Consider the following 24,162-nt stretch of genomic DNA (forward strand, 5'->3'; position numbering starts at 1 on the left):
CCGCGCGACGTCTCGTTGTAGCAACTCCTCTAGACGGCTAAGTGTGCTGCGCGTACGATTCGCACTTACCTAGAGGACCTACCCCACGAGGTGAATCCCGTGCCGCAGATCTACGCCATCGACCAGACCGCGACCTTCGAACGACTGCTCTGGCTCTCGTCGGAGCCGAAGACCCGGTTCGGGGCGGACGTGCAGGAGACGACCAAGGACGGGCTGCCGAAGTGGGAGGTGCAGCTCGTCGCGAGCTTCCGGCAGTTCGGCCGGTCGACGAACGAGATCATCAAGGTGGGGCTCGCCGCCCATCACCAGCCGGGCGCCGACCTCGGTCCGGCCGAGCCCGTGCAGCTCGTCGGGTTCGAGATCGGTGTGATGGACAAGAAGAACCGCGAGGGCCAGGTCGTCGGCGCGCAGGTCTGGTACCGCTGCCACGAGGTGTGGGCCCTTGCGGCCACCGGTCCGCGGGCCAAGCAGGCGGAGGCGAGCTGATGAGCGCCTACGTCGACGCCGCCGACGGTCTCGCGTTCGTGTGCGAGACCTGCGAGACGCACTACGACCCGGACGCGGGGGAATGCCCGGAGTGCGGCGACTGGATGTTCGTCGCGGTCCTGCGCCCGGCGGCGATCGTCCCGGCCCGGCGTCTGGTGGGGGAGGCGTCATGACCGCCGAGCTGATCGTTCCGGTTCGTCGCGACGTCGTGCGCTCCTGGACCGGCGTCACCGGCTGGCTCGCCTGGCTGTTGCGTGCCTGGTCCGAGCGCCGGGCGCGCCGCGAGGAGCAGTACGAGGCAGGCGCCTTCGCCGAGTGGCTCCGCTACGCCTGGCGGGACGCCTGCGAGTGCGTCGGTGCCTGCAAGATCGTCGAGACCGTCACCGGTCCGACCGCTCGCACGCCGCGCGTCGGTTCGGTGATCACCGGTCCACCGGTATCGATGCTCGTCGAACTGATCCCCGGCCAGGAACCGGAGGACCTCACCCGCGTCGGCGGCCGGCTGGCACACTCCCTGTGCTTCGAGGGCCTGCGCGTTGTCCCGCACGCCGGCCGGTGGGTGCGGATCGAGCTGCTCGACCGGGACCCGCTCGCCGACCAGTACGCGCTGCCGGGCACCGCGGTCACGACGTGTCGACAGCCTGTCCTTATCGGACGGGACGAAGTCGGCGACGCGCTCGGCCACGCCTTCGCCGACGCGGCGCACGTTGCGATGCAAGGGCAGAACGGCGCCGGGAAGTCTCAGTTCGCCTACGGGCTGCTCGCGCAGCTCGCCGATGCCGACGACGTCCGCATCGCTGGCTCGGACATCACCGGCCTGCTGCTCGGGCGCCCGTGGGCGGGCACCGTGCACCGGCAGTGGCAGGCGACCGGCACGGCCGACCTCGAGGCGCACGCGACCCTCCTCGAACGGCTCGTCGGCGTCATGGACGAACGCCTCGCCACGCTGCCCGACCGGACCGGCAAGCTCGACCCGACGTCGGACCGGCCGCTGTTCGTCGTCGTGGTCGAGGAGTTCCCCGGCCTGCTCCGCGCGGCGGCCGGCCTCCCGAAAGCGGCACGCGGTGAGCGCTCGGTGCTCGACCGGATCAAGTCGGCCAACCTCCGGCTGCTGTCCGAGGGCCGGAAGGTCGCCTTCCGCGTCGTCACCCTCGCCCAGCGCGCCGAGGCCGAGGCGATGGGCGGTGGCTACGCCCGCGATCAGTACGCGCTGCGGCTCTCGTTCCGCGTGCCCGGCGACTCGCTGGAGATGCTGCACGGCCCGGGCGTCCGCGACCTCGCCGAGCGGCACGCCACCGCACCACCCGGTGTCGCCGTCTTGTCCGCACCCGGCCGCGAGCTCGTCCGCGTCCGCGTGCCCTACCTCGGTGACTACGCCGAGTACTGCGACCGCATCGCACGCACCGCGCGGGAGGCGGGCTGACATGGACACGACCACCGACCCGGTGTTCATCGCCGTCCGCGCCGGCCTCGACCGGACCACCGCCGAGATCCTGCGACTCGGTGCCGTCCGACCCGACGAACCTGCCGACACCGCTGCGCGTGCTCACCGCATGGCCGACCTCTACGAGCGGACCGCGCGTTGGTGGCGTGTTCTGGCGCGCAGCGAGGCCATGCGCACCCGCGTCGACCTGCTGTTCTACCGCGCCGTTCTGGGCGCCCAGGGCGACGCCGAGCACGAGGCCCGCTTCTGGCGGGACAACGCCCGCGCCTGGGATGCCCGGACCGAGGAGGCCCGCTGACATGGACGCCCTGCTACTCACCGCCGAGGAGACCGCAAAGCTGCTCCACATTGGACGCTGCAAGGTCTACGACCTGATCCGCAACAACGAGCTGCGCTCCATCAAGATCGGCGGCGCCCGCCGCATCCCGCGCTCGGCCGTGGAGGAGTACGTCGCCCGGCTCCTCGACGAGGACGCGGCCTGATGGCGCGCCGACACCAGCCTTCCCCGCCGTCGAAGCGACGGGTGAACGGCGAGGGCTCGATCTACCAGCGCAAGGGAGACCTGCTCTGGGTCGGCACCGCCTACGTCCCGACCAGCTCCGGGAAGATCAAGCGGCAGCCGGTCTACGGCCGGAGCCAGGAGGAGGTCAGGGAGAAGCTCGACGCGCTCAAGGCCCGGGCCGTGAACGGCGGCCTTGTCGACGACCGTCAGACCACCGTCGCGGAGTTCCTCGCAGACTGGCTCGACGACATGCGTCACGAGAAGCGCGCCGCCACCACCGTCCGCGGCTACGAGTCCGCGGTGCGGCTGCACATCGTCCCCGTGCTGGGACGCAAGAAGCTCGTCAAGCTGACCGCCGTCGACGTCCGGTCGTTCATGGCCGTGATGCGGGAGAAGTGCCTGTGCTGCGCCAACGGTTGGGACGCCCGCCGCCCAGAGGAAAAGCAGTGCTGCTCGGCCGGCCGCTGCTGCGGACGCCACCCCTCGGTCCGGCAGCTCCAGTTCGTGCACGCCGTGCTCCGCAACGCGCTCGGGCACGCCGAGCGGCTGGAGCTGATCAACCGCAATGTCGCCAAGCTCGTGCGCGTCAAGACGCCCGAGTACTCGGTGGGGAAGGGCCTGCCCGTCGAACAGGCGCGCGCACTGCTCACCGCAGCCGAGGGGACCCGGTTCCACCCGCTCTACGTCGTCGCGGCCACGCTCGGCCTGCGTCGCGGCGAGCTGCTCGGTCTGCGCTGGTGCGACATCGACATGGACGAGGCGACGGTCCACGTCCGCCAGACCGTCCAGCGGGTCGGAGGCAAGCTCGTCGTCGAGGGCACCAAGACGCGCGCCTCCGAGGCCGTCATCCCACTGCCGAAGATCACCCGCACTGCGATCCTCGCCCGGCGCCGGGCCTGGGCCGACGAGCGCACGGCGGCAGGGGAGTGCTGGCAGGACTACGACCTCGTGTTCTGCACTCAGATCGGTACGCCCGTCGAGCCGCGGGCGCTGAACCGCGACTTCGACAAGCTCCGCAAGCGCGCCGGCCTGCCCGGCGTCCGGCTGCACGATCTGAGGCACACCGTCGTGAGCCTGCTGCTCGCGCTGGGAACACCGCCGCACGTCGTGCAGGTCATCGCCCGGCACGCGGACATCGACGTCACGATGACGATCTACGCGCACACCAACCTGGACGCCATGCGCCAGGCGCTCGACGCCATCGACTGGGAGGCGTCATGACCGGATGCTGCTACAGGACTGCTACATACCGATCTTGGGACAAGACCGGGTCGACCTGTTTTCGCAGGTCAACCGTGGTCGGGGTGGCGGGATTTGAACCCACGGCCCCTCGCTCCCAAAGCGAGTGCGCTACCAAGCTGCGCCACACCCCGTCGCCCGCAGTCTAGCCCCGTCCCGACTGCACCCCGGCGCCGCCGTCGGCGCCCGGTGTGTCCCGCGCTACAACGACCGGGCGTTGCTCCCTCCGCTCCCGCCTTCCTAAGGTAAGCCTTCCCTTAGTGAAAGAGGAGCGTCACGTGACACCGTCCGGACTGCACGACCCCGCCGCCGAGCACGCGAGCTGCGGCGTCGGGCTGATCGTCCGCAAGGACGGGGTGCAGACCCACGACGTGCTCGTCCTCGCCCATCGTGCCCTCTGCGCGGTGCCGCACCGCGGCGGGATGTCCGCCGAGGGCGTCGGTGACGGCGGCGGCGTCTCGGTGGACCTGTCGGTGCCGTTCTTCTCCCGGCTCGCCGGCCGCGAGCTGACCCCGGGGCGGTTCGCCGTCGCCAACGTCTTCCTCCCCTCCGACCCCGACCGTGCCGCGGCGGCCGCAGCGCTGGTCACGCTCACCCTCACCGCGCACGGCTGCACCGTCCTGGCCGTCCGCGACGTGCCGGTCGACCCGTCGGTGCTGCGCCCCGCGGCCGTCGCGCAGCAGCTCCCGGTGCGGCAGTGGATCGTCGAGGTCCCGGACGTCGCGGACCCGGAGCGTCTGGCGCACGGCGCGCTGCTCGACATCGAGTCGGTCGCCTACACCGACGACGCCGTCGCCGGTCTCTACCCGCTCAGCCTCTCGACCCGCACCCAGGTCCTCAAGGGACGGCTGAACTCGTGGGAGGTCGTGCCGTACTTCGCCGACCTGACCGACCCGGAGCACCGGGTGCGCAGCCTCTACTTCCACACCCGCTTCTCGACCAACACCGACCCGCACCCGTCGATGGCGCAGCCCTTCCGGCTCCTCGCGCACAACGGCGAGCTCAACACCGACCGCAAGAACCGGATCGCCGACGAGGCCCTCGCCCGCGCCCGGGGCCGCCGGATCGTGCGCCCGCCGGGGCAGTCCGACAGCGCGCGGTTCGACCAGACCCTGCACGCGCGCGTGGCGGGCGACGGGCTCGACCTCGTCGCGGCCGTCGTCGCCGCGATGCCCCCGGCCTGGGAGAACGACCGCACGCTGCCCGCGCCGGTGCGCGCGATGCTGGAGTACCGGTCGCTGGTCGAGGAGATCAACGACGGTCCGGCCGCGCTCGTCTTCTCCGACGGCGAGGTCGTCGGCGCCCGCCTCGACCGGCTCGGCCTGCGTCCACTGCGGACCTGCGAGACCGCCGACTACCTGACCGTCTCCTCGGAGGCGGGCCAGTTCCCGTTCCCCGACGACGACGTGCTGCGCCGCGGCCGCATCGAGGCCGGCGGGATGCTGTGGTGGAGCACCCGCGAGCGTCGCAGCTACGACACCGCGCAGACCCTGGAGCTGCTCGCCGCCCGCGCCGACCACGAAGCCCTCCTGGCGGGCGCGCGGACACCGGCGGCCGAGCTGCCGCCCGCTCCCGCGGGATCCGGGCCCGCCGCGACCGGTGACCTCGCCGTCCACCAGCGCTACGTCGCCTACGGCCTGGACGCCGAGGCGTTCCGCGTCCTGCTCGACCCGATGCTCGACACGGGGACCGAACGCGTCTCCGCCATGGGCTACGGCAACGCCATCAACGCCCTGAGCGACCGCGAGGGCGGCGTCGCGCACTACTTCTCCCAGCGCTTCGCGCAGGTCACGAACCCGCCGCTGGACCCGATCCGCGAGGCCGACGGCATGACCCTGCGCGTCGCGCTCGGCACCCGCCCGGTGCACGACGGCCCGTTCCACCGCATCGTCCTCGACTCGCCCGTCCTCGACGCCGACGGCCTCGCCCGCATCGGCGCCCAGCACGTCGTCCCGGTCGGCCGGTTCGCGCTGCTGCACGAGCCCGGCACGCTGGAGGCCGCGGTCGAGGGACTGTGCGCCGAGGTCGTCGCCTTCGCCCGCGACGGCGGTGGCATCGCCGTCCTCGACGACCGCGCCGTCGCCCGCGACCGAGCGGCGGTCCCCGCGGTGCTCGCCGTCGCCGCGGTGAACCGCGCGCTGGTCGCGGCCGGGCTGCGCCCCGCGGTGTCGCTGGTCGTCGCCACCGGGCAGGTGTGCTCGGCGCACCACCTCGCCGTCGTCCTCGGGTTCGGGGCCTCGGCCGTGCACCCGCACACCGCCCACACGCGCGCCGCGCAGCAGCATCCCGGCGACCCCGGCGCGGCGTTCGCCCGCTTCCGCGTCGCCGCGGAGAAGTCCCTGCTCAAGACCATGGCCCGGATCGGGCTGTGCACGATGGAGAGCTACGTCGGCGGCGAGTTCTTCGAGGCCGCCTACCTCGACACCCGCGACCCGGTGCTCGCCCGCTGGCTCCCCGAGGTCGACGCCCCGGTCGGCGGCGCCGGGTTCGCCGACATCGAGCGGTCGGTGCGCGACTGGCACGCCCGCGCGCTGACCGTCACCGGCCCCGAGGACGTGCCGCAGCTCGGGCTGTTCAAGGAACGCTCCGACGGAGCCGGGCACTCCTACGGCGCCGCCGCCGTCACCGCGTTCACCGGCCTGGTCGACGAACGGACCGGCCTCACCGCCGGCCCGGCCGACCGTGAGCTGCGGCTGCTCCCGCTCGCCGCGCTCACCGACTCCCTCGGCCTGCACGACGACGCCTACGTCCACACCGGACTGGGCGCGCTGACCGCCGCCGAGATCGACGCGTCCGCGCCCACGCCCGGCTACCGCGAGCTCGTCCGGTCCCTCACCGCCGAGCGTGCGCGACGCCCGTCCGCGCTGCGCGACGTGCTGATGCTCCCGCCGGACCTGCGCGACGGCCGCCCCGCCGACGTCCTCGACCGGATCGACCCGGCGGGCAACGCCTGCATCGCCGTACGCGGCCTGCGTCGCGACGGCGACCTGCTGCACGTCGACGGCGACGCCGCCCCGCTGGCGTCCTGGCTGGCCGAGCGGTTCGGCGCGTCCGTCGCACGCCTCGACCACGGCACCCTGCGGGTGGTCGCGGCCGGGACAGCGGGGGACTGGCTGGACCTGCTGGTCACCGCCCCCGACCCGGTCGCTCCCGACGACGTGCAGCCCGCCTCGCAGATCACCCGCACCCTCGCCTCGGGCGCGATGAGCCACGGCGCGCTCGTCGCCGGGGCGCACGAGGCCGTCGCGCACGGCACCAACATGGTCGGCGGACTGTCCAACTGCGGCGAGGGCGGCGAGTCCCGCAGCCGGTTCGGCACCATCCGCGGCTCCCGGATCAAGCAGTTCGCCTCCGGCCGCTTCGGGGTGTGGGCGGGCTACCTCGCCGACCCGATGCTCGAACAGGTCGAGATCAAGATCGCGCAGGGTGCCAAGCCCGGCGAGGGCGGCCAGCTGCCCGGAGCCAAGGTGACCGTCGACATCGCCGCCGCCCGCGGCGCGACGCCCGGCGTCGAGCTGGTGTCCCCGCCGCCGCACCACGACACCTACTCCATCGAGGACCTCGCCCAGCTCATCCACGACGCCACCGCCGCGCGGGTGAAGGTGGTGGTCAAGCTGGTGTCCTCGGAGGGGATCGGGACGATCGCCGTCGGCGTCGCGAAGGCCGGCGCGCACGTCATCAACGTCGCGGGCAACACCGGCGGTACCGGCGCCGCGAACGTCACCAGCCTGAAGTTCGCCGGGCGCTCCGCCGAGCTGGGCGTCGCCGAGGTGCACCAGGCGCTGTCCGCGCACGGCCTGCGCGACACCGTCGAGCTGCGGTGCTCCGGGGCGCACCAGACCGGCGGCGACGTCGTCGTCTCCGCGCTGCTCGGCGCCGACGGCTTCGAGTTCGGGACGACCGCGCTGATGATGCTGCGCTGCGTCATGGCGAAGAACTGCAACGTGAAGTGCCCGGCCGGGATCACCACCGACGCCGACGCGTTCGACGGCGACCCCCGCGCGCTGGCCCAGTACCTGCTCGGCGTCGCCCACGAGGTCCGCGAGATCCTCGCCTCGCTCGGGCTGCGCAGCCTGCGCGAGGCCCGCGGCCGCGCCGACCTGCTGCACCTGGCGCGGCACCCGTCGCTGGTCGGGCGCCTGGACCTGCGCCGCCTGCTGCACCGGGTGACGACCCCGCAGGTCGCCGACCCGGTGCGGGTCGGCGCCGACCACGACCACGACGAGCGCTGGTCGGCGACCGTCCGCGCCGCCCTGGCCCGCGGTGAGTCCGGAGTGGACATCGACGGGGGAGCGCTCGGCAACCGGCACCGCTCGGTGGGCGGGCGCCTCGCCGTCGACGTCGAGCGGATGCTGAACCACGAGCACGTCCCGGGACCGGCACTCGTCGACGACCGTGGCCGCCGCTTCCTGCCGCAGCGGTGGCTGCGGATCCGCACCCGCGGCGCGGCGGGGCAGTCGTTCGGTCTGCTCTGCAACGACGGGATGTGGCTCGTCCACACCGGCACCGCCAACGACGGCGTCGGCAAGTCCGCCTGCGGCGGCACCATCGCGATCCGCTCACCCGGCACCGTGCACGACGACCGGCCCGGCAGCAACGTGCTCGTCGGCAACTTCGCGCTGTTCGGGGCCACCGGCGGCCGGCTGTTCGTCCACGGCGAGGCGGGGGACCGGTTCGCGGTGCGGAACTCCGGGGCGAGCGCCGTCGTCGAGGGGCTCGGCGACTTCGGCTGCGAGTACATGACCGGCGGGGCCGTGCTGAACCTCGGTGCCGCCGGGTCCGGCCTGGGCAACGGCATGTCCGGCGGGTTCCTCTACCAGTACGACCCGGCCGGGACGGTCGGGTTCTCGACCGACTCGGTCGACGTCGCACCGGTCTCGGGATTCCACGTGACCGCCGTCCGGCTGCTGCTGGAGTGGCACGCCGACGCCACCGGCTCGCCGCTCGCCGTCCGGCTGCTCGAGCACTGGGACCGCGAACGCGCGCACCTGCTCGTCGCGACCCCGCGGGCGCTGCGGCTCTACCAGGACGCCGGGGAGATCCTCGCCGCCCGCACCCGCCGCGAGCTCGTCGACGAGCTCGCCGCATCCCTCGCCGCGCACCAGCTGCGCCGGCACAAGCTCGCCCAGCGCGACGGCGTCCCCGTCGCATCCGGGGCGGTACCCGACGGCGACGCCGGGGAGGAGATGTTCGTCCTGCTCAACGGCCTGACCGTGCAGACCGTCGCCGAGGAGGTCGCCGCCCGCCGCGGTGTCGACGCCCGCACACTGCTGCTCACCGAGGACCACGCCGTCCGCACCCGGCTGGTCCGCTACGCCCGCGACGCCCTGGCCGGCTACGCCGACGACGAGCTCGCCGTGCTGGTCTCCGACAAGCGCGTCGGCGACCTCAAGCGCTCCCTCGCGCAGCGCGACGTGTACGGCACCGACAGCCCCGGCACCTACGGCTGGATCCTCGCCCAGGACGCCGCCAACACCGCGCGCCTCGGCCGCATCCCGGGCGTCGAGGAGCTGTTCGCGGCCCGCGCCGCACCGGACCTGGTGGGCGCCCCGTGACCGCGCCGCCGCCCCCGGCCGAGCTGAGCAGCCTGGCGATCTCGCCGGACGCCCCGTTCACCGCCGAGCAGCGGATCTGGCTGTCCGGCTACCTGGCGGGCGCCCGCAGCGCCGCCGCCGCACCCGTCCGGAAGGAGACCGGGATGACCCCGGTGCACGTGCTGTACGGCACCGAGACCGGCAACGCCGAGTACGTCGCCGACCTGCTCACCGAGCGCCTCACCGAGGCCGGGGTGCCGTGGGAGCTGCACGAGCTCGACGCCGTCGGCGCCGACGCCCTCGCCGCCATGAGCAGGGTCGTCGTCGTCTGCTCCACCTACGGCGACGGCGAGATGCCCGACAACGCCGACCTGTTCCGGAAGATGGTCACCGCCGACGACGCGCCGCGCCTGGAGGCGACGTCGTTCGCGGTGTGCGCGCTGGGCGACGAGTCCTACGAGGACTTCTGCGCGGCCGGGCGGCTGCTCGACACCCGCCTCGCCGAGCTGGGGGCGACCCGGATCCTGGAGCGCCGCGACTGCGACGTGATGTGGGAGGACGCCTCCGCGCAGTGGTTCCCCGAGATCGTCGCCGTGCTGGCCGCCACGCCCGCCGCGACCACCGCGCCGGACCCCGCACCCGAGCCGGAGCCGGTCCGCCGCCGCGACCGCCCCGCCCCGGTGCCCGCGGTGCTCGCGCACCGGGTGCGGCTGTCCGGCCCCGCCTCGGACAAGGAGATCCACCACCACGAGTTCGACCTCACCGGCACCGGCCTGACCTACGCCGCGGGCGACTCGCTCACCGTCGTGCCCGCCAACGACCCCGCGCTCGTCGAGGCGTTCCTGGCGCACCTCGGCCACGACGGCGACGCCCCCGTCGGCGACCGTCCACTGCGCGAGCTCCTGACCAGCGCACACGAGATCGTCACACCGTCGCGGGACCTGCTCGACGTGCTCGCCGAGCGTGCCGCCGACGCCGGGCTGCGCGCCGCCCTGCGCGACGACCGGGCGGCCTGCCTGTGGGACCGCGACCTGCTCGGGCTGCTGCACGCCGCGCAGCTGCGGCTCGACCCGGAGGAGCTCGTCGGGCTGCTGCGCCCGCTGCAGCACCGCGCGTACTCGATATCGTCGAGCCCGCTGCTGTTCCCGGACCGGGTGCACCTGACCGTCGCCGCGGTCCGCTACCGGTGCGCCGACCGCGCGGTCGGCGGGGTCTGCTCCACCCACCTCGCGGACCGGCTCGCGGTGGGGGACACCGCCGTCGTCGCGCTGCAGCCGAACACCGGGTTCCGGCCGCCCGCCGACGACGTCGACATGATCATGGTCGGGCCGGGGACGGGTGTCGCCCCGTTCCGCGCGTTCCTGCAGGAGCGCGCCGCCCGCGGGGCGCGGGGCCGGAACTGGCTGCTGTTCGGCGACCGCCGCTCCGACCACGACTTCCTCTACCGGTCCGAGCTGCTCGGCTGGGCCGAGGACGGCCTGCTCACCCACCTCGACCTGGCGTTCTCCCGCGATCAGGCGGAGAAGGTCTACGTCCAGGACCGGATGCGCACCCACGGCGCCCGGCTGCACGCGTGGCTGGCCGGGGGCGCCCACCTCTTCGTGTGCGGCGACGCGAGCCGGATGGCCCGCGACGTCGACGCCGCGCTGCACGAGATCCTCGCCGCCCACACCGGGGGCGAGGACGGTGCGGCCGAGTTCGTCGCCGATCTCAAGCGCGGGAAGCGGTACCTGCGTGACGTCTACTGACCCGGAGCGTGTCCCGTGACCCTGCCCCACACCGATCTCGACGTCCTGCTCTCCCACCTCGCCGGCGACCGGCTCGACCTCGACGCCGGCACGCTGGCGCGGCACCTCCCGCTGCTCGACGAGGTCGTCGCGACCACCGCGAACGGCAGCGCCCTGATCAGCGAGCTCGGCACCTACGCCGAGCCGACCTTCACCGGCGAGGCGTTCCCGGTCCGGCCCGGCGCGGTGACCCTGCGCCTGTCCCGCCCTGCGGTCGCCTCGGTCGTCGCGACCCGGGCCGACGACGGGCGTCGCGAGCCCGCCGCGCTGTGGCTGTTCGACGGCGACGGCGCGGCCGTGCACCGCGCGCACCTGCTGTCGCCCGACGCCCCGCTGGTCACCGAGGTGCTGCGGCTCGCCCCGCGCGCCGACGACCCGCCCGCCGCGCCGCCGCCCGCGGCTCCCGACGAGCTCGACCACCTCGGTCTGCTCGACGCGCTCACCGACGGCGGCGGCCGGGTCCCCGACGGGCTCGCCCCGGCCACCCCGCCGTGCGACGTCGCCCGGGTCGTCGACCTGCTGTGCCTGCTCTGCGAGCACGGCGTCCCGGCCGGGCTGGCCGTGCCCCACGGTGGCTGCCTGCAGGTCGGGACGGGGTCGGTCGACCACGTCGAGACCGGCGACGTCGTCGGCGTGGTGTCCGGTGCGGTGCAGTTCGCGTTCGCCCCCGGCGAGGTCGACGCGGTACGCCCGGTCCGCACGCACGGCCCGCACGGTCCGATGACGACGGTGCTCCTGACCGGCGCGGACGGCCGCTGCCTGGCCCTGGTCGGGCAGTTCGGGCTGCCGTCGACCGAGGTCGTGACGGCCTGGGAGCGCATGGTCCGGGACGTGCTGCTGCACCCGATCGGGTGAGTGGTGAACGCGGTGGGCACGGTGGCCGTAGAGACGGGCAATCAAGGATGAACCCGTCAGAAAGGACACCGGGATGCGCCGCACCCTGCCCCGTCTCGCCGCCGTCACCGCCGTCACCGCACTCGGCTTCGCCGCGACCGCGGGCATCGCGTTCGCCCAGGAGACCGAGGTCCCCGAGCCGTCGACGTTCACCAGCATGTACACCGTGAGCGCGACGCCGGACGCCGTCATCAACAACGACGGGCAGGCCGTCCCCGGCGAGCCCGGCGCGACCGGTGAGTTCAACTTCCGGATCAACTCCGACGACGAGATCATCTGCTACGACATCACCCTGCGCGGCGTGACCGGCGAGTACCAGAGCCCGGCCAAGACCGCGACGCACATCCACGAGGCCGCCGTCGGCAAGCCCGGCCCGCCGCGCCTGGCGTTCCCGAACCCCGAGGGTGACGGCGACGTCCGCACCTCGTCGGGCTGCATGCAGGGCCCGTTCACCACCGGGCTCGAGGGCGACAACGGCCAGGACACCGCGACCGGCTTCTCGCTGAAGCAGATCGAGGCGAACCCGACCGGCTTCACCGGTGACACCCACACCGCCGACTTCGCGGCCGGCACGGTGCGCGGCCAGCTCGCCGCCGTCCCGATGGGCGGCGTCGAGACCGGCGCCGGTGGCTCCTCCTCCGACTCGACCGCGCTCTACGCGGTCGGCGCCGCCGGCCTGGCCGCCGCGGCCGGAGCGGGCGTGCTGATGGCCCGCCGGGGCCGTGCGCAGAGCTGACCACACGCGTGACCGGCGCCCGGGAGCCCTGCTGCTCCCGGGCGCCGTCGCGCTGGTGTTCCTGCTCGTGGGGTGTGGGGCACCGCCCGCCCCCGCTCCCACCGTGCCGGCGCCCGCGGCACCGTCCGCCGGCGCGCCGCCCGCCGCGGTCCCGGCCGCGGCCGGTGTGCCCGTCTCGCTGCGCATCCCGGCGATCGGGGTGGACGAGCCGGAGCTGCTGCGGCTCGGCATCGCCGACGACGGCACCGCCGAGGTCCCGCAGGACTACGACCGCGTCGGCTGGTTCGACCGCGGCACCGCGCCCGCCCCGACCGTCCTGCTCGGGCACGTCGACTCGCGCGACGGGCCCGCGGTGTTCATCGACCTGCGCGACCTCGCCCCCGGCGACGTGATCGAGGTCGGCCGCGACGACGGCTCCGTCGACCGGTACGCCGTCGAGCGGACCGAGCAGATGCCCAAGGACGCGTTCCCCACCTTCGCCGTGTTCGGCGGTGCGTCACCGGACCAGCTGCGGCTGGTCACCTGTGCGGGCGACTTCGACCGGGGGGCGCTCAGCTACCTCGACAACATGGTCGTGCACGCCCGGGCGCTCTGACCGTTGCCCGACGCGCCGAGACGTCCGGTTCCGCCCCGGACGCCCGGTCCGGGACCACACTGATCGGGTGACGGTGCCGCGACAGCGCGACCCGCGCCCGACGGGCGCCGCAGCCGGACGCCCCCGGGCGTCGCGGCTCGCCCGGCTGCGCCGCGTCCCACCGCTGCACCTGCTGCTCGGTGCGACCGGCGCGCTGCTGGCGGTCGGAGTCGTGATGGTGCTGTCGGCGTCGGCGGGCGGGAAGACCGTCGCCGACGGGATGGTGCTCACCGTCTTCGTCCGCCACCTCATCTTCCTGCTGCTCGGGGTCGGCGCGTTCGCGCTCGGGATGTGGGTGTCACCGGTCCGGCTACGCCGGTGGACGCCGTGGCTGCTGTTCGCCTGTCTCGCCGCGCTGGTGCTCGTGCTGGTCCCGGGAATCGGGGAGGTCCGCGGCGGTGCCCGCCGGTGGATCTCGGTCGCCGGGTTCACCGTGCAGCCGGGCGAGGCGGCCAAGGTCGTGCTGCTGCTGTGGGGCGCGCACGTGCTCGCGCTGCGCGGTCGCGCCGTGCGCCACGGCCGCTACGCCGTCCTCCCACTGGTCCCGGTCGCGCTGCTGGCCGGGGCGCTGCTCATGCTGCAGCCCGCGCTCAGCACGACCGTCGCGCTCGGCGTCATCGTGCTGTCGCTGCTGTTCTTCGCCGGGGCGCCGCTGGTGCTGCTCGGGGGCCTGTCCGGCGGGGCGCTGCTCGGCGTCGCCGTCCTGGGGTTCACCGCCGACTACCGCCGCGACCGGATCAGCACCTTCCTCGGCGCCGGCGACGAGCTCGGCGCCGGCTACCAGTCCCGCCAGGCACTGCTGTCCCTCGCCGACGGCGGCCTCTTCGGCACCGGCCTCGGCCAGGGCCGCGCGAAGTGGGACTACCTGCCCAACGCCGCGAACGACTTCATCTTCGCCGTCATCGGTGAGGAGCTCGGGCTGGTCGGCGGGCTCGCCGTGCTGGCGCTCTACCTGCTGATCGCCTGGGTCGGGCTGCGCGTCGCCGCCCGCACCCGGGACACGTTCCTGCGGCTGGTGACGGCGGCGACCGCGACCTGGGTGGTAGTGCAGGCCGTGATGAACGTCGGCTACGTCGTCGGCCTGCTCCCGGTGACCGGTCAGCAGCTGCCGCTGGTGTCGGCCGGCGGGACGGCGCTGGTCAGCACCCTGTTCCTGCTCGGGCTGGTCGCCAACGCCGCCCGCCGCGTCAGGTAGCCAGGCTGCCGCGCAACACCGTGGACCCGGCGCCGTCGAGGACCCGGAACTCCTCCGCGTCGGCCCGCAGCACCGAGGAGTTGAGGTTGCAGACCATCGGCGACGCCCCGGTCCCGATGAACTCGCCCGCGCTCACCTCACGCCCGTCCTCGGCCTCGACGACGACGCGGTAGGTCGCACCGGAGCGGAACCCGTCGCCGTCGAGCACGATCTCGACGCCCCAGGTGTGCGGGATCGCGACCGCCGTGGCCTGCACCGCGGAGTCCATCGCCTGGACCGCGACCGGCTCGCGGGGGATCCCGTCGTGGTCGCCGACCAGGTAGCCGGCGACGCCGCCGACGAGCAGCGCGGCCGCGGCCGCCGCCGCGACCGGAGCCCACCGGTTCCGTGCCCGGGCCGCGGCCGATGCCGGACGCTCGGCCCGCGCCGCCGCCATGATCCGGTCGCCCAGGTCCGGCGGGGGAGCGGGAGTGTGGTCGAGCCGGTCGGGATCGACCCGGCCCAGCGCGGGCAGCACACTCGCGACCTCGGCCAGCTCCTCGCGGCACGCCGGGCAGCCCTGCAGATGGGCCTTGAGGGTCGCCAGCTCGTCGCCCTCCAGCCGGCCCATCGCGTGGTCACCCAACGACTCCCGCATCGCCCGGTGCTCGTCCGGAGTCACGGTTCCACCCCCATCTCGTCCATCGCCAGTCGCAACGCCTTCAGCCCGTAGAAGACCCGGCTGCGGATCGTCCCCACGGGCACCCCCGCCTCCGCCGCGATCTCGGCGTGCGGACGGCCCCGCAGGTACGCCTCGACGATCGCATGCCGGTGCTCCGGACGGAGCCGCCGCAACGCCTCCTCGACCAGCCAACCGTCGACCAGGGCGTCGTCGGCAGGGCCGATGGAGTCGTTCCCGGTCTCGGGCTCGTCGGTGAGCCTGCGGCGCCAGGGCCGCGCCGCGACCCTACGGATCTCGTCGATGACCACGTTGCGGGCGATGGCGAACAGCCACACCCGCAGACTGGCGACCGACGGGTCGTAGGAGTCGGCACGACGCCAGGCGCGCAGGAAGACCTCCTGCACGGACTCCTGGGCCGCACCCTCGTCGCCCAGCTGACGCAGGGCATAGCGGTAGAGCTCGGCTCCGTGCGCGGTGTACGCGGCGCGGAGCCCCGGCTCGGAGTCGAGCCCGGGTTCGGCGGCGCGCGCGTCGACGGAGCGCAACCTGCGGTGGGGCGCCTTCATCGGTGTCCGCAACCTCCTGAACGTCCCTGTCCCCGGTGTGTACGCACCCGGGGGCGGGGATGTTCACGGGGTCGGAGTGGGATACGCTGCGGGGGTCCTGATCGACGAGATCGGGGCATGCGGGCGTAGCTCAATGGTAGAGCCCCAGTCTTCCAAACTGGCTACGCGGGTTCGATTCCCGTCGCCCGCTCCACCGTCTGACCAGCGGAAACGCTGATCAGCTCTGATCTTGAGACAGACTTCGTGCATCAAACGTGGTGCGAGTCGGTCCTAGCGTTGACTGCATGGCAGGTCGACAGCCCGCGAGCACGGCTCGCGCCCGGGGCAGCATCACCACGCTTCCGAGCGGCACCATCCGCGTCCGGGTCTACGCCGGGATCGACCCGGTGTCCGGACGCCGGCACTACCTCACCGAGCTGGTCCAGCCGGGGAAGAAGGCGCAGCGCGAGGCCGAGGCCGTGCGGGCCCGGCTGCTCGCCCAGGTCGAGGAGCGCCGCAATCCGCGGACCAACGCCACGGTCGACGAGCTGGTGCGGCGCCACCTCGACCAGTTCGCCGGGGCGCCGAACACCCTGCAGATGTACCGCGGCCACGTGAAGAACCACATCTCCCCGCTGCTCGGGCGGATCAACATCGGTCGCCTGGATCCCGAGATCCTGGACTCCTTCTACGCCGAGCTGCGCCGCTGCCGGGTCCACTGCTCCGGGTCCGGGCTCGTCGACCACTGGACCCGCCGGGACCACGAGTGCGACGACCGGTGCCGCCCGCACCGCTGCAAGCCGCTCTCGGCGACGACGATCCGGCACATCCACTTCATCCTCTCCGGCGCCTACAAGCGCGCCGTGCGCTGGCGCTGGGTCGCGGTGAACCCGCTCGCCCAGGCCGAGCCGCCGCCGGCCCCGAAGTCGAACCCGCGGCCGCCGAGCGCCGAGCAGGCCGCGCAGCTCCTCAACAAGGCGTGGGACGACCCGGACTGGGGCGCCCTGATCTGGACGGCGATGACGACCGGTGCCCGCAGAGGAGAGCTGTGCGCCGTCCGCTGGACGTGGCTCAACTTCGAGGAGGGCCGCGAGACGCTCTGGTTGCAGAGCGGGATCCGCAAGAGCGACGACGGCTGGGTCGAGGGCGACCTCAAGACCCACCAGCAGCGCCGGATCGCGCTCGACGCCGAGACCGTCGCGGTGCTCACGGACCTGCGCGGCCGAGCGATGAAGCGCGCGGCGATGCTCGGAATCGAGCTGGCGCCGGACGCGTTCGTGTTCAGCACCGCGGCCGACGGCGCGACGTTCCCGACGCCGGACAGCGTGACTCAGCGCTACGACCGGATGGCGAAGAAGCTCGGGATCGTGACGACGTTCCACAAGCTGCGGCACTACTCGGCGACGGAGCTGATCGTGGGTGGGGTCGACCCGCGGACGGTCGCGGGGCGGCTGGGGCACGGGGACGGCGGGACCACGACGTTGAAGACCTACACGGCGTGGGTGTCGGAGGCGGACCAGCGAGCTGCCGCCGGGCTCGGGGCGAGGATGCCGGAGCGGCCTACGCGGGCGGAAGAGAAACGGCGTGCAGTCCGGCCGTCAGTGCACCCGTATGAGCACCTGGCGGACGAGATCGTCGCGAAAGTCAGCGCGGAGGAATACGCAACAGGAAATGTCCTCCTGCCGGCTGAACGAATTGCCGAGCGGGCCTGAGTCTCGTTGTCGACGGCACGCCGGGCTGTCCGGTTACTCAAGGACCGAGGCTTGGTCGTATCGGTTGGTGGTCGGCCAATCCTCGCTGACAGTCGTGCAGTCACGCTCGACGATGTGGCGAACAGTAGCGGTCTAGTTGAAGCCATTGCCCAACCGGAGGAAGTTCGGGTGAGGTCCGCTTGGATCGCGACAGTGCGAGGGCCACATGGGTTTTGTTCTCGGGGTCGAATCATCAGCGGATCACTCGACAACCCGGACTTTTTTCGAAGTCACCTTCTTGGTATCGCGCGGATCGATGACCCGGAGGGAACTGATGACGGGGAAACCTGGATCGGGCGATACGAACTGGAGCTTCGTCCGAGGATAGGAGAGGCCGATGTTGTAGTCCTCCGTTGGTGATTCGCTATGCGGGTGATTGACAGCTTAACGTCTAGAGTGCTATCGACGGGCTAGATTGACATCAGTTCACCTAGCGATATACAGATCAAAACCTTGCGCGCATCAGGCGGACCAGTCAGCTGCAGTTCTGGACACTTCGAGATCTAGCGTGCAAGATCGTACGGTATAGATTCCTAGCAGTTGTAGCGGAGGAGCCCAGCGTGGCGGAGGACGCCAACAGTGATTCAACGCGAGTCTCTGCGGCAACGGGAGGTGTCTGGCCGGACCTGACTGTCTGGCGCTCGCCCACCGTGCCGAGCTGGCGCCAACCTCAGATCGGAGCCGTAGGTGCTTTGATTTCGCACTGGTCGACCAGGCGTCACACGCCCGCCCTGATTTCCCTACCGACTGGTGCCGGGAAGACAGCTGTAGCGGTAGCGGCGCGGTACTTGGCGCAAGCTGGTCGAACTCTGGTTGTCGTGCCTACAGCCGATCTTCGGGATCAGCTAGCGAATGCATTTGCAAGCTCGGCAGATCTTGTCCGAATTGGTGCGCTCGATTCAGCTCCCGAGGTAGACGTGTTGAAGCAGGTTGGACTAGTGGATAGCTGGGCCGACATCGAGCGATTCGATGTGGTCGTTGGCCTGCCAAACTCGATCAGTCCAGTTCACTACGATGATAATGGTCCGCGGCAAGATCTCTTTGATCTGATCATAGTAGATGAAGCGCATCACGCTCCAGCGCCGACCTGGGCGGCGATCATCGAGCACTTCGAGTCGGCTGCTGTAATGCTGCTGACTGCAACTCCACGTCGTTACGATGGTAAAGCACTACCTGGTGATCACATCTTCCATTATCCGCTAAGGCGTGCGCTTGACGAGCGAATCTTCCAGCCTGTTCGTGCGAAGTTGGTCGGAGGTGGTGGGCGAGAAGCTCGGCGTCAGAACGACCTAGCAATAGCAACTGAAGTGGTTCTGACCTTGGCCATGCCGGAGCATGCTCGTAGCACGCTTCTCGTCCGGGCGGGGTCGATCGCCCGAGCGAATGAGCTCGCTAACCTCTACAGGGATAGAGGCGTGGAGGTTGCGGTACTAAACTCGAGAACGAAGCCTGAACAGAAGACTGAGATCGTTTCGCGTTTGCGTTCGGGGGAGCTCAAAGGGGCTGCTGTCGTTGGTATGCTGGTAGAAGGATTCGACCTACCAAGCATTCGTGTTATCGCTTACCACGACAAGCATAAATCGCTTCCGGTCACGGCTCAGATGATTGGTCGCCTTGCTCGCGTCGACCGGAACTTTCCGCAAGAGTCGGTTCTAGTTACAGCAAAAGATGTCGACGTCTACCCAGAGCTTCAAGGCGCGGTGAGGGAACTTTATGTGGAGGATCCGGATTGGGCCCGGATACTTCCAGGAGTGATCGATGATGCAATAGAGTCCGAGATTGCGAACAGAGAGTTTGCGGAGCGCTTTACTGCAGGTGACCCTAGCGTCTCCTTGGCAGCGCTTTCTCCTCTGCGTCGGATTATCGTGAACGAACTGGTTTGGGATTCACCTGAAGGAGCTTTGACTGAGCTATTAATTCCACCGAATCTCGAACAAGGTAGGACTCTTCGTAGCGAGCGTGTTCTCTACTCGGGACTGAGTGAAGACCGCCGAACGCTCGTTTGGATTACGGAGGCAGTTGAGCGACCGAAATGGCACCCAGCCCCTGGCCTTGATGGTGTCAGCTACAATCTCCACTCGATCTCTCTGGCTATCCCGACGAGGACGGACCTTCCGGATCTTCTCCTGATGAATAGCGACAGTATCGCAATGCTTCGACAAGTTGTCGAGCTAATTGTCCCCGAGCGTTCTCGTATTCCTGCCGACGCGGAGCGAATGCAACAGGCATTCGACAGTGTCGATCGAGTCTCAGTCTCATCAGTCGGGATGCGAAACAGCTATGGCGGGCAACCCGGTACGGCAGCATATCGAATGTATTCAGGTAAGGGCGTCGACCGCGGTCTACGCGAGGTGGATACTGCCGCCGGAACATTTGGGCACGCGATGGTTCAGGTCTACGACGGAACTGATTCGTTCACCTCCGGGATCGCCAGCGAGAAGATGAAGGTATTGGGAGACTCGTTACTCCCCTCTGCGTGGGTACGTCGCATTTCTGGCCGGCTTCGCTTCCCGTTACTGGCAGCCGTCTGGAAGCGTCACAGGGCAACTGCTGCCGCAGCTATCTCGCGGCAAGCAGCTGCGCGGATGGCCCGAGGCGCGCGTCGTTGCAATTGAGATGGCTGGTCAGCTTGTTGGGCAGGGATGGCAGGTCGATGTCGGACGCGAACTGGCAGTTTCTATTCTCGATCTCCATGCCACCAATACTGTACTCCGCTCATTAGATCCGTTGCCGGTCGAGATTCTTAATCCACTCGACAAAGATCAGCCTGTATGGAGTGGATTGTTCGATGTTCTGGGCCGAGTGACTATCGAGGAACGCGGCACGTCCGAGCTTTCCGCTTGGCGTGGATATTCTGGAATGCGACCGATGTCAGAACTGTTGATGGAGTACCCGCCGACCATCTTCTTCTCAGATGGATCGACAGTCGTCGGAAACCGACTGTTCGAGCCAGTTTCGCGTGTGAAGTCGATGCCGCTAGTTGAATTTCTGGATGAGCGCTGGGAGGGTGTGAATCTGTGCGCTGAGACGAAGGCTACTGCAGCAAGGAGTGCGTCAGGTAAGTCTATCCATCAACACCTCGAAGAGTACCTAATTCGGAGTCCGCGCCGGCTCCGGCACAAGTGGGTACTTCATAATGATGGCGGTGGGGAGTTCGCTGACTATCTCGTCTTAGAAGTTGGGCGCGACGAAGTTATTCTGGATTTGTGGCACGCTAAGCCGAGTGGGGGTGCCTCGCCAAGCGTTCGCGTTAAGGATCTCGAAGTCGTTGTAGCGCAGGCCATCAAGAGTCGACGCTGGATGACAGACGCTGGATTCTGGCAAGAGTTATTGATGCGCATTGATGGGAAGGCGCCGAGAGCGACTCTTGTTGCTGGAGGCGAGTTCCCCTTGCGGATTCTTTGTGGCGCGGAGGACAGGCATTTTCCTCGAAATTTCAGTCGAACTCGTCCGCGAGTACGAGGTAAGATTTCGATTTTCCAGCCAGGTCTAGGTCGGGAGAGCCTGGAAGAAAGAATGACGACAGGAGAATTGTCTGCTGTTCAGGTACGGGATTTGTTAGCGGTGTTTCACGATACGGTGTCGACCGTGGCTGTCGCCTCAGTTTGGTGTAGTCCGTAGATCGTGCGGCCCTCTCGATTGCAATATATGCATTCTGTTCATGCAGCTCAAGTTCCGGGCTGGGAGACGGTGGTCCGGTGAGCACGCTGTACGTGACACTCTCGCGGGCCATCAACGAGCTGGCCGCCGAGGAGATCCGCGGCTGGCTGGACAAGCGCTTTCCCCTCGCATCGCCGGCCTGACCGGCTGCTGCGTCGACGTCGGCGGTGTCGCGGACACCGCCGAGCGTCCTGCTGCTCCGCGTCGCGTGCATGAGGCTCGAGGGGTACGACGTCATCGCCTACGGCGCCGCCCTGCCTGGCCGTGCTCGTCGACCAGGACTGGGGCCTGACGGTGGTTCGGGTCGGGCTGTTCGGCAGCCCGGCCCGATCGGGATGCTCGTCGGGACCGTCCTGGTCGGTCTGCTCACCGACCTGCTCGGGCGTCGACGGCCGGTTCTCGCCGGCGTCGCGCTCCTCTCGCCGGCGATGGTGCGGTATGGCCCGGCGCCCGGGGTGGCGCTGCTTGCTGGCCTGGCGGGCCGCCGGTCAGCGCTTCCGGAGGGTCAGGGTGACGATCCCGCCGAGCACGGCGTGGCGCCCTAGCCGTGCCGGGTCGCCTCTGAAAGTGGCGGACGAGGAGCCCTCCTGTCCGTCGAGGTTCCCCGGCCGCCTGGCTCCACCCAGCCGACGGACCTCCATGCTCTCGACTCGGACCGGGCGGGCGTGACGAGCTGTCGACGAACGGAGTTGCCAGGGCAGCTCATGAGCACCGATCGGCGATCGTTGTCGCAGGTCGTCGGCGTGTACGACGCCGCGGACTTCCAGTGGAACGCTGAGCGGCGCTGATCGTGAGACAGACTTCGTGCGGCAGTGCCGGCCGCGGGCTCGATTCCGTCTCAGGGTGTGTTTCCCGGGTCGGCCGGGTGTGTGTCGATCTGGCCGGGCGGGAGGTCGCAGGCGGCGAGGTAGTCCTGGACCATTCGCTCGGCGTCGCTCAGATCCTCGACCTGGGTGACGCCGATCTCGGCTCCGCCGGCGTCGGAGATGTGGAGTTCCCAGCCCTCGGCCCATCGGCGCGTCGTGACGAGGTAGTGGACCGGATCGGCCGCGGTCACGACCACAGCGCGACCGTCGGGGTCGATGTGCGTCCTCGCCCCGATTCGCTGGGCGATGGCCGCGGGGACGGCCAGGCCCAGACGTAGGCGACCGGTGGCGCGCTCGGCGGAGTCCGCGGGGTAGAGCTCCACCACGAGGCCGCAGTCGAGCTCGGCGGCATAGTGGACGGGGCCGCCACCGTGCTGCTCTCGCACGAGGGGCAGACCGAGGTCGGTGTAGAATACGCGGCAGGCTTCCAGCTGCTCGGTGTAGATCACCAACAGCGTCGGGGTGATCGAGGTCCCGGACACGGGCCCGAGGCTAGTTCACGGCTCGTGCGCGCGTCGGGTCCGAACGGGCCGCACATCGCATCCGCGTCGGAATCCACCTCGCGAAACCACGGCATCGGACCAGGATCGGGGCCGTCTACGACGGGCAGGACGGGGAATCCACACCCGTCCAGCGCCGGCCACCGCAGTGCAGCGGTTCAGCAGTGGGGGTCGTTGTTGTCGCGGCCCTGCATGCAGGGTTCGCCGTTGCTGTTGGTCGGGCCGTCGGTGCGGCCTTCGTAGTAGCCGTACTCCGGTGACCACGCCCGGCCCTCGGTCGGGCCCGTGTAGGGCGCTGCACCGGGCCCGTGGGATTCGACCGCGGTGCTGCAGTCCTGCTCGTCGGGCCCGCACGGGGCGTCGCCGCGGTCGATCCACGAGGGCCAGGTCCCGCAGGCGGCGACGTAGTCACCCGGGTCGCCGGTGGTGCGCGAGTTCCACCAGGCCGGGTCGTCGCAGCGGTCCGCTGCGGTGAGTTCGGGCTCCGGGGTCGGGAGGGGGACGTCGGGGATGACGCGGGCCGGGAGCGGCGGTGCCGGGAAGAGATCGACCAGCGCCGGTCCCGCTACCGCGACCGGCGCAGCCAGCAGCTCCTGTGCGGACGTCACCGTGGGGGAGGCCTGAGCGAACGACAGCATGCTCGCGCCGGTCAGCGCGGCCACGAGCGCGATCGCCACGGAGCCGCCGACTGCGACGTGAGAGAGGGGACGCCTCCGGCGGCTGGTGATCATCGTGTGGTCCCCGAATCGGTCCGGGTCGCCCGACACGACCCATTCGGCACGTCCATCGTGCCGAACGGTCCAGTGTTATGCCGCCGACTGGCGGCTCATCTGAAGTGATGACCCTGATCCGGCGAGGCGGAAGCGCCGACCGGGAGTCCCGTCCCGAATCGCGGCGGCGCAGCTGCGCGTCCCCCGCTCTTCGCCGGCGAGATGCGTGCCTGCCCGGTTGTCATCTGGTCAGGGACGTAACACCGACCGTATGTAGCGTGCTTGCTGATCGTCGATCACCGCCTCGTCGAGCAGTCTTCCGAGGCGCTGTTCGAGGGTCGTCGAGTCGTCGTTCTCCAGCTCGGTGACGGTAGGGGTGACGTTCGTCGGAGCCGGTGTATCCACCCGCACGTCAGCGGCGCTGTCCGCTTTCTGTGGGTCGGGCTGCGCGGTGGCCTGAGGCGGCGGCGGCGTCGGGTGCGGTCGCTCGGGGAGTGTCGCGGCGGCGCGGAGCAGCTGTTCGTCGTCGCCGACCAGGAGCTGCCCGAGGAACACCTGCTCGCCGTTCCGCATACGTGCGGACAGTCTCGGGAGGCGGGTGAGCGCGGCGGACTCGGACTCGAGGGCGACGATGTCGGCCAGCCGCGCGTCGCGCAGCTGCGGAGGAGTGCGAGAGAGGTCGGAGACCAGGCCGCCGAGGATCCGCGTCGTGGTCACGGCGATGTAGTCGGTCAGCGGACGCAAGGTGTTCGCCTGGAAGAACCCGCGTACCTGTTCGCCCGGTTCGAGGCATTGTCTCAGCGCGGTTTCGCTCTGGCGCCATTTCCGGGCTGCTCGGTGGCCGAGCAACGGTTCGTCGTCAGCGGGTCCTGCGTCCTCCGTTTCCACGACAGGGTCGGCCCAGAACGACCATCCGGGAGGAGCGGGGCCCCAGGTCGGGTCGGGCTGCCAGCCCGGTGGAGGTGTCCAGCCCTCGGGAGGTGTGGGCCAGTTCGGCGGCGGCCGCCAGGCGGTGGGG

The 24,162-nt window shown here is 70.6% G+C and carries 21 protein-coding genes and 2 tRNA genes; 17 read left to right on the forward strand and 6 right to left on the reverse strand.

From position 1 onward, the window contains the following. Positions 1 to 99 precede the first annotated feature (99 nt). The 6 genes from KPL57_RS02740 to KPL57_RS02765 are packed head-to-tail and all read left to right on the forward strand — an operon-like array spanning position 100 to position 3,653. Complete coding sequence (locus KPL57_RS02740) at positions 100 to 486, forward strand: hypothetical protein (protein ID WP_226350304.1); 387 nt, start codon at positions 100 to 102, stop codon at positions 484 to 486. Continuing rightward, positions 486 to 659 carry a hypothetical protein gene (locus KPL57_RS02745; protein ID WP_226350305.1) on the forward strand — a complete coding sequence of 58 codons (174 nt, stop codon included), beginning with the start codon at positions 486 to 488 and terminating at the stop codon, positions 657 to 659. The genes KPL57_RS02740 and KPL57_RS02745 overlap by 1 nt, the downstream gene beginning before the upstream one ends. Further along, a complete protein-coding gene (locus KPL57_RS02750; protein ID WP_226350306.1) occupies positions 656 to 1,909 on the forward strand; it encodes a hypothetical protein in 1,254 nt (417 codons plus the stop codon). Before KPL57_RS02745 ends, KPL57_RS02750 begins: the two co-directional genes overlap by 4 nt. Before the next feature lies 1 nt (position 1,910). Next, entirely contained in the window at positions 1,911 to 2,228 is a 318-nt protein-coding gene (locus KPL57_RS02755; RefSeq protein WP_226350307.1) for a hypothetical protein, read from the forward strand. 1 nt (position 2,229) lies between these two features. Next, positions 2,230 to 2,412 carry a helix-turn-helix domain-containing protein gene (locus KPL57_RS02760; RefSeq protein ID WP_085916238.1) on the forward strand — a complete coding sequence of 61 codons (183 nt, stop codon included), beginning with the start codon at positions 2,230 to 2,232 and terminating at the stop codon, positions 2,410 to 2,412. Further along, complete coding sequence (locus KPL57_RS02765; protein ID WP_226350308.1) at positions 2,412 to 3,653, forward strand: tyrosine-type recombinase/integrase; 1,242 nt, start codon at positions 2,412 to 2,414, stop codon at positions 3,651 to 3,653. Before KPL57_RS02760 ends, KPL57_RS02765 begins: the two co-directional genes overlap by 1 nt. A 75-nt stretch (positions 3,654 to 3,728) precedes the next feature. On the opposite strand, the gene KPL57_RS02770 is transcribed toward KPL57_RS02765, so the two are convergent. Further along, a tRNA-Pro gene (locus tag KPL57_RS02770) sits at positions 3,729 to 3,805 on the reverse strand. 144 nt (positions 3,806 to 3,949) lie between these two features. On the opposite strand from KPL57_RS02770, the gene KPL57_RS02775 reads away from it, so the two are divergent. From KPL57_RS02775 to KPL57_RS02800, 6 genes are all read left to right on the forward strand, one after another. Further along, the gene (locus KPL57_RS02775) at positions 3,950 to 9,226 is read left to right on the forward strand and encodes a glutamate synthase-related protein (protein WP_226350309.1); all 5,277 of its coding nucleotides are present in this window, start codon (positions 3,950 to 3,952) and stop codon (positions 9,224 to 9,226) included. Continuing rightward, a complete protein-coding gene (locus KPL57_RS02780) occupies positions 9,223 to 10,953 on the forward strand; it encodes a sulfite reductase flavoprotein subunit alpha (protein ID WP_226350310.1) in 1,731 nt (576 codons plus the stop codon). Before KPL57_RS02775 ends, KPL57_RS02780 begins: the two co-directional genes overlap by 4 nt. A gap of 15 nt (positions 10,954 to 10,968) precedes the next feature. Beyond that, positions 10,969 to 11,847, forward strand: a complete 879-nt coding sequence (locus tag KPL57_RS02785; RefSeq protein WP_226350311.1) for a hemin-degrading factor — start codon at positions 10,969 to 10,971, stop codon at positions 11,845 to 11,847. A gap of 73 nt (positions 11,848 to 11,920) precedes the next feature. After that, positions 11,921 to 12,622, forward strand: coding sequence for a CHRD domain-containing protein (locus KPL57_RS02790; protein WP_226350312.1), 702 nt, complete (start codon positions 11,921 to 11,923; stop codon positions 12,620 to 12,622). Next, complete coding sequence (locus KPL57_RS02795) at positions 12,609 to 13,217, forward strand: sortase domain-bontaining protein (protein WP_226350313.1); 609 nt, start codon at positions 12,609 to 12,611, stop codon at positions 13,215 to 13,217. The genes KPL57_RS02790 and KPL57_RS02795 overlap by 14 nt, the downstream gene beginning before the upstream one ends. A 67-nt stretch (positions 13,218 to 13,284) precedes the next feature. Continuing rightward, complete coding sequence (locus KPL57_RS02800) at positions 13,285 to 14,451, forward strand: FtsW/RodA/SpoVE family cell cycle protein (RefSeq protein ID WP_226350314.1); 1,167 nt, start codon at positions 13,285 to 13,287, stop codon at positions 14,449 to 14,451. Here the strand turns inward: KPL57_RS02800 and KPL57_RS02805 are convergent. Together KPL57_RS02805 and KPL57_RS02810 are read right to left on the reverse strand one after the other, a co-directional pair. Then, positions 14,444 to 15,112, reverse strand: coding sequence for an anti-sigma factor (locus tag KPL57_RS02805; RefSeq protein ID WP_226350315.1), 669 nt, complete (start codon positions 15,110 to 15,112; stop codon positions 14,444 to 14,446). The genes KPL57_RS02800 and KPL57_RS02805 overlap by 8 nt on opposite strands. Further along, positions 15,109 to 15,678, reverse strand: coding sequence for a sigma-70 family RNA polymerase sigma factor (locus KPL57_RS02810; RefSeq protein ID WP_226350316.1), 570 nt, complete (start codon positions 15,676 to 15,678; stop codon positions 15,109 to 15,111). The genes KPL57_RS02805 and KPL57_RS02810 overlap by 4 nt, the downstream gene beginning before the upstream one ends. Positions 15,679 to 15,797: 119 nt before the next feature. On the opposite strand from KPL57_RS02810, the gene KPL57_RS02815 reads away from it, so the two are divergent. The 5 genes from KPL57_RS02815 (at position 15,798) to KPL57_RS02835 (ending at position 21,613) form a co-directional block, all read left to right on the forward strand. Continuing rightward, a tRNA-Gly gene (locus tag KPL57_RS02815) sits at positions 15,798 to 15,871 on the forward strand. A gap of 91 nt (positions 15,872 to 15,962) precedes the next feature. Then, positions 15,963 to 17,369, forward strand: coding sequence for a site-specific integrase (locus tag KPL57_RS02820; protein ID WP_226350317.1), 1,407 nt, complete (start codon positions 15,963 to 15,965; stop codon positions 17,367 to 17,369). A gap of 689 nt (positions 17,370 to 18,058) precedes the next feature. Further along, positions 18,059 to 20,023 carry a DEAD/DEAH box helicase gene (locus KPL57_RS02825; RefSeq protein ID WP_226350641.1) on the forward strand — a complete coding sequence of 655 codons (1,965 nt, stop codon included), beginning with the start codon at positions 18,059 to 18,061 and terminating at the stop codon, positions 20,021 to 20,023. A gap of 1 nt (position 20,024) precedes the next feature. After that, the gene (locus tag KPL57_RS02830) at positions 20,025 to 21,029 is read left to right on the forward strand and encodes a hypothetical protein (protein WP_226350318.1); all 1,005 of its coding nucleotides are present in this window, start codon (positions 20,025 to 20,027) and stop codon (positions 21,027 to 21,029) included. Between the two features lie 251 nt (positions 21,030 to 21,280). Then, on the forward strand, positions 21,281 to 21,613 hold the full coding sequence (locus tag KPL57_RS02835; RefSeq protein ID WP_226350319.1) for a hypothetical protein: 333 nt from the start codon (positions 21,281 to 21,283) through the stop codon (positions 21,611 to 21,613). A 293-nt stretch (positions 21,614 to 21,906) separates the two neighbouring features. On the opposite strand, the gene KPL57_RS02840 is transcribed toward KPL57_RS02835, so the two are convergent. The 3 genes from KPL57_RS02840 to KPL57_RS02850 form a co-directional block, all read right to left on the reverse strand. After that, complete coding sequence (locus tag KPL57_RS02840; RefSeq protein ID WP_226350320.1) at positions 21,907 to 22,383, reverse strand: VOC family protein; 477 nt, start codon at positions 22,381 to 22,383, stop codon at positions 21,907 to 21,909. Between the two features lie 209 nt (positions 22,384 to 22,592). Continuing rightward, positions 22,593 to 23,111 carry a hypothetical protein gene (locus KPL57_RS02845; protein ID WP_226350321.1) on the reverse strand — a complete coding sequence of 173 codons (519 nt, stop codon included), beginning with the start codon at positions 23,109 to 23,111 and terminating at the stop codon, positions 22,593 to 22,595. 282 nt (positions 23,112 to 23,393) lie between these two features. Beyond that, on the reverse strand, positions 23,394 to 24,032 hold the full coding sequence (locus KPL57_RS02850; protein WP_226350322.1) for a hypothetical protein: 639 nt from the start codon (positions 24,030 to 24,032) through the stop codon (positions 23,394 to 23,396). Positions 24,033 to 24,162: the final 130 nt, after the last annotated feature.

Source organism: Pseudonocardia sp. ICBG601 (genome assembly GCF_020496245.1).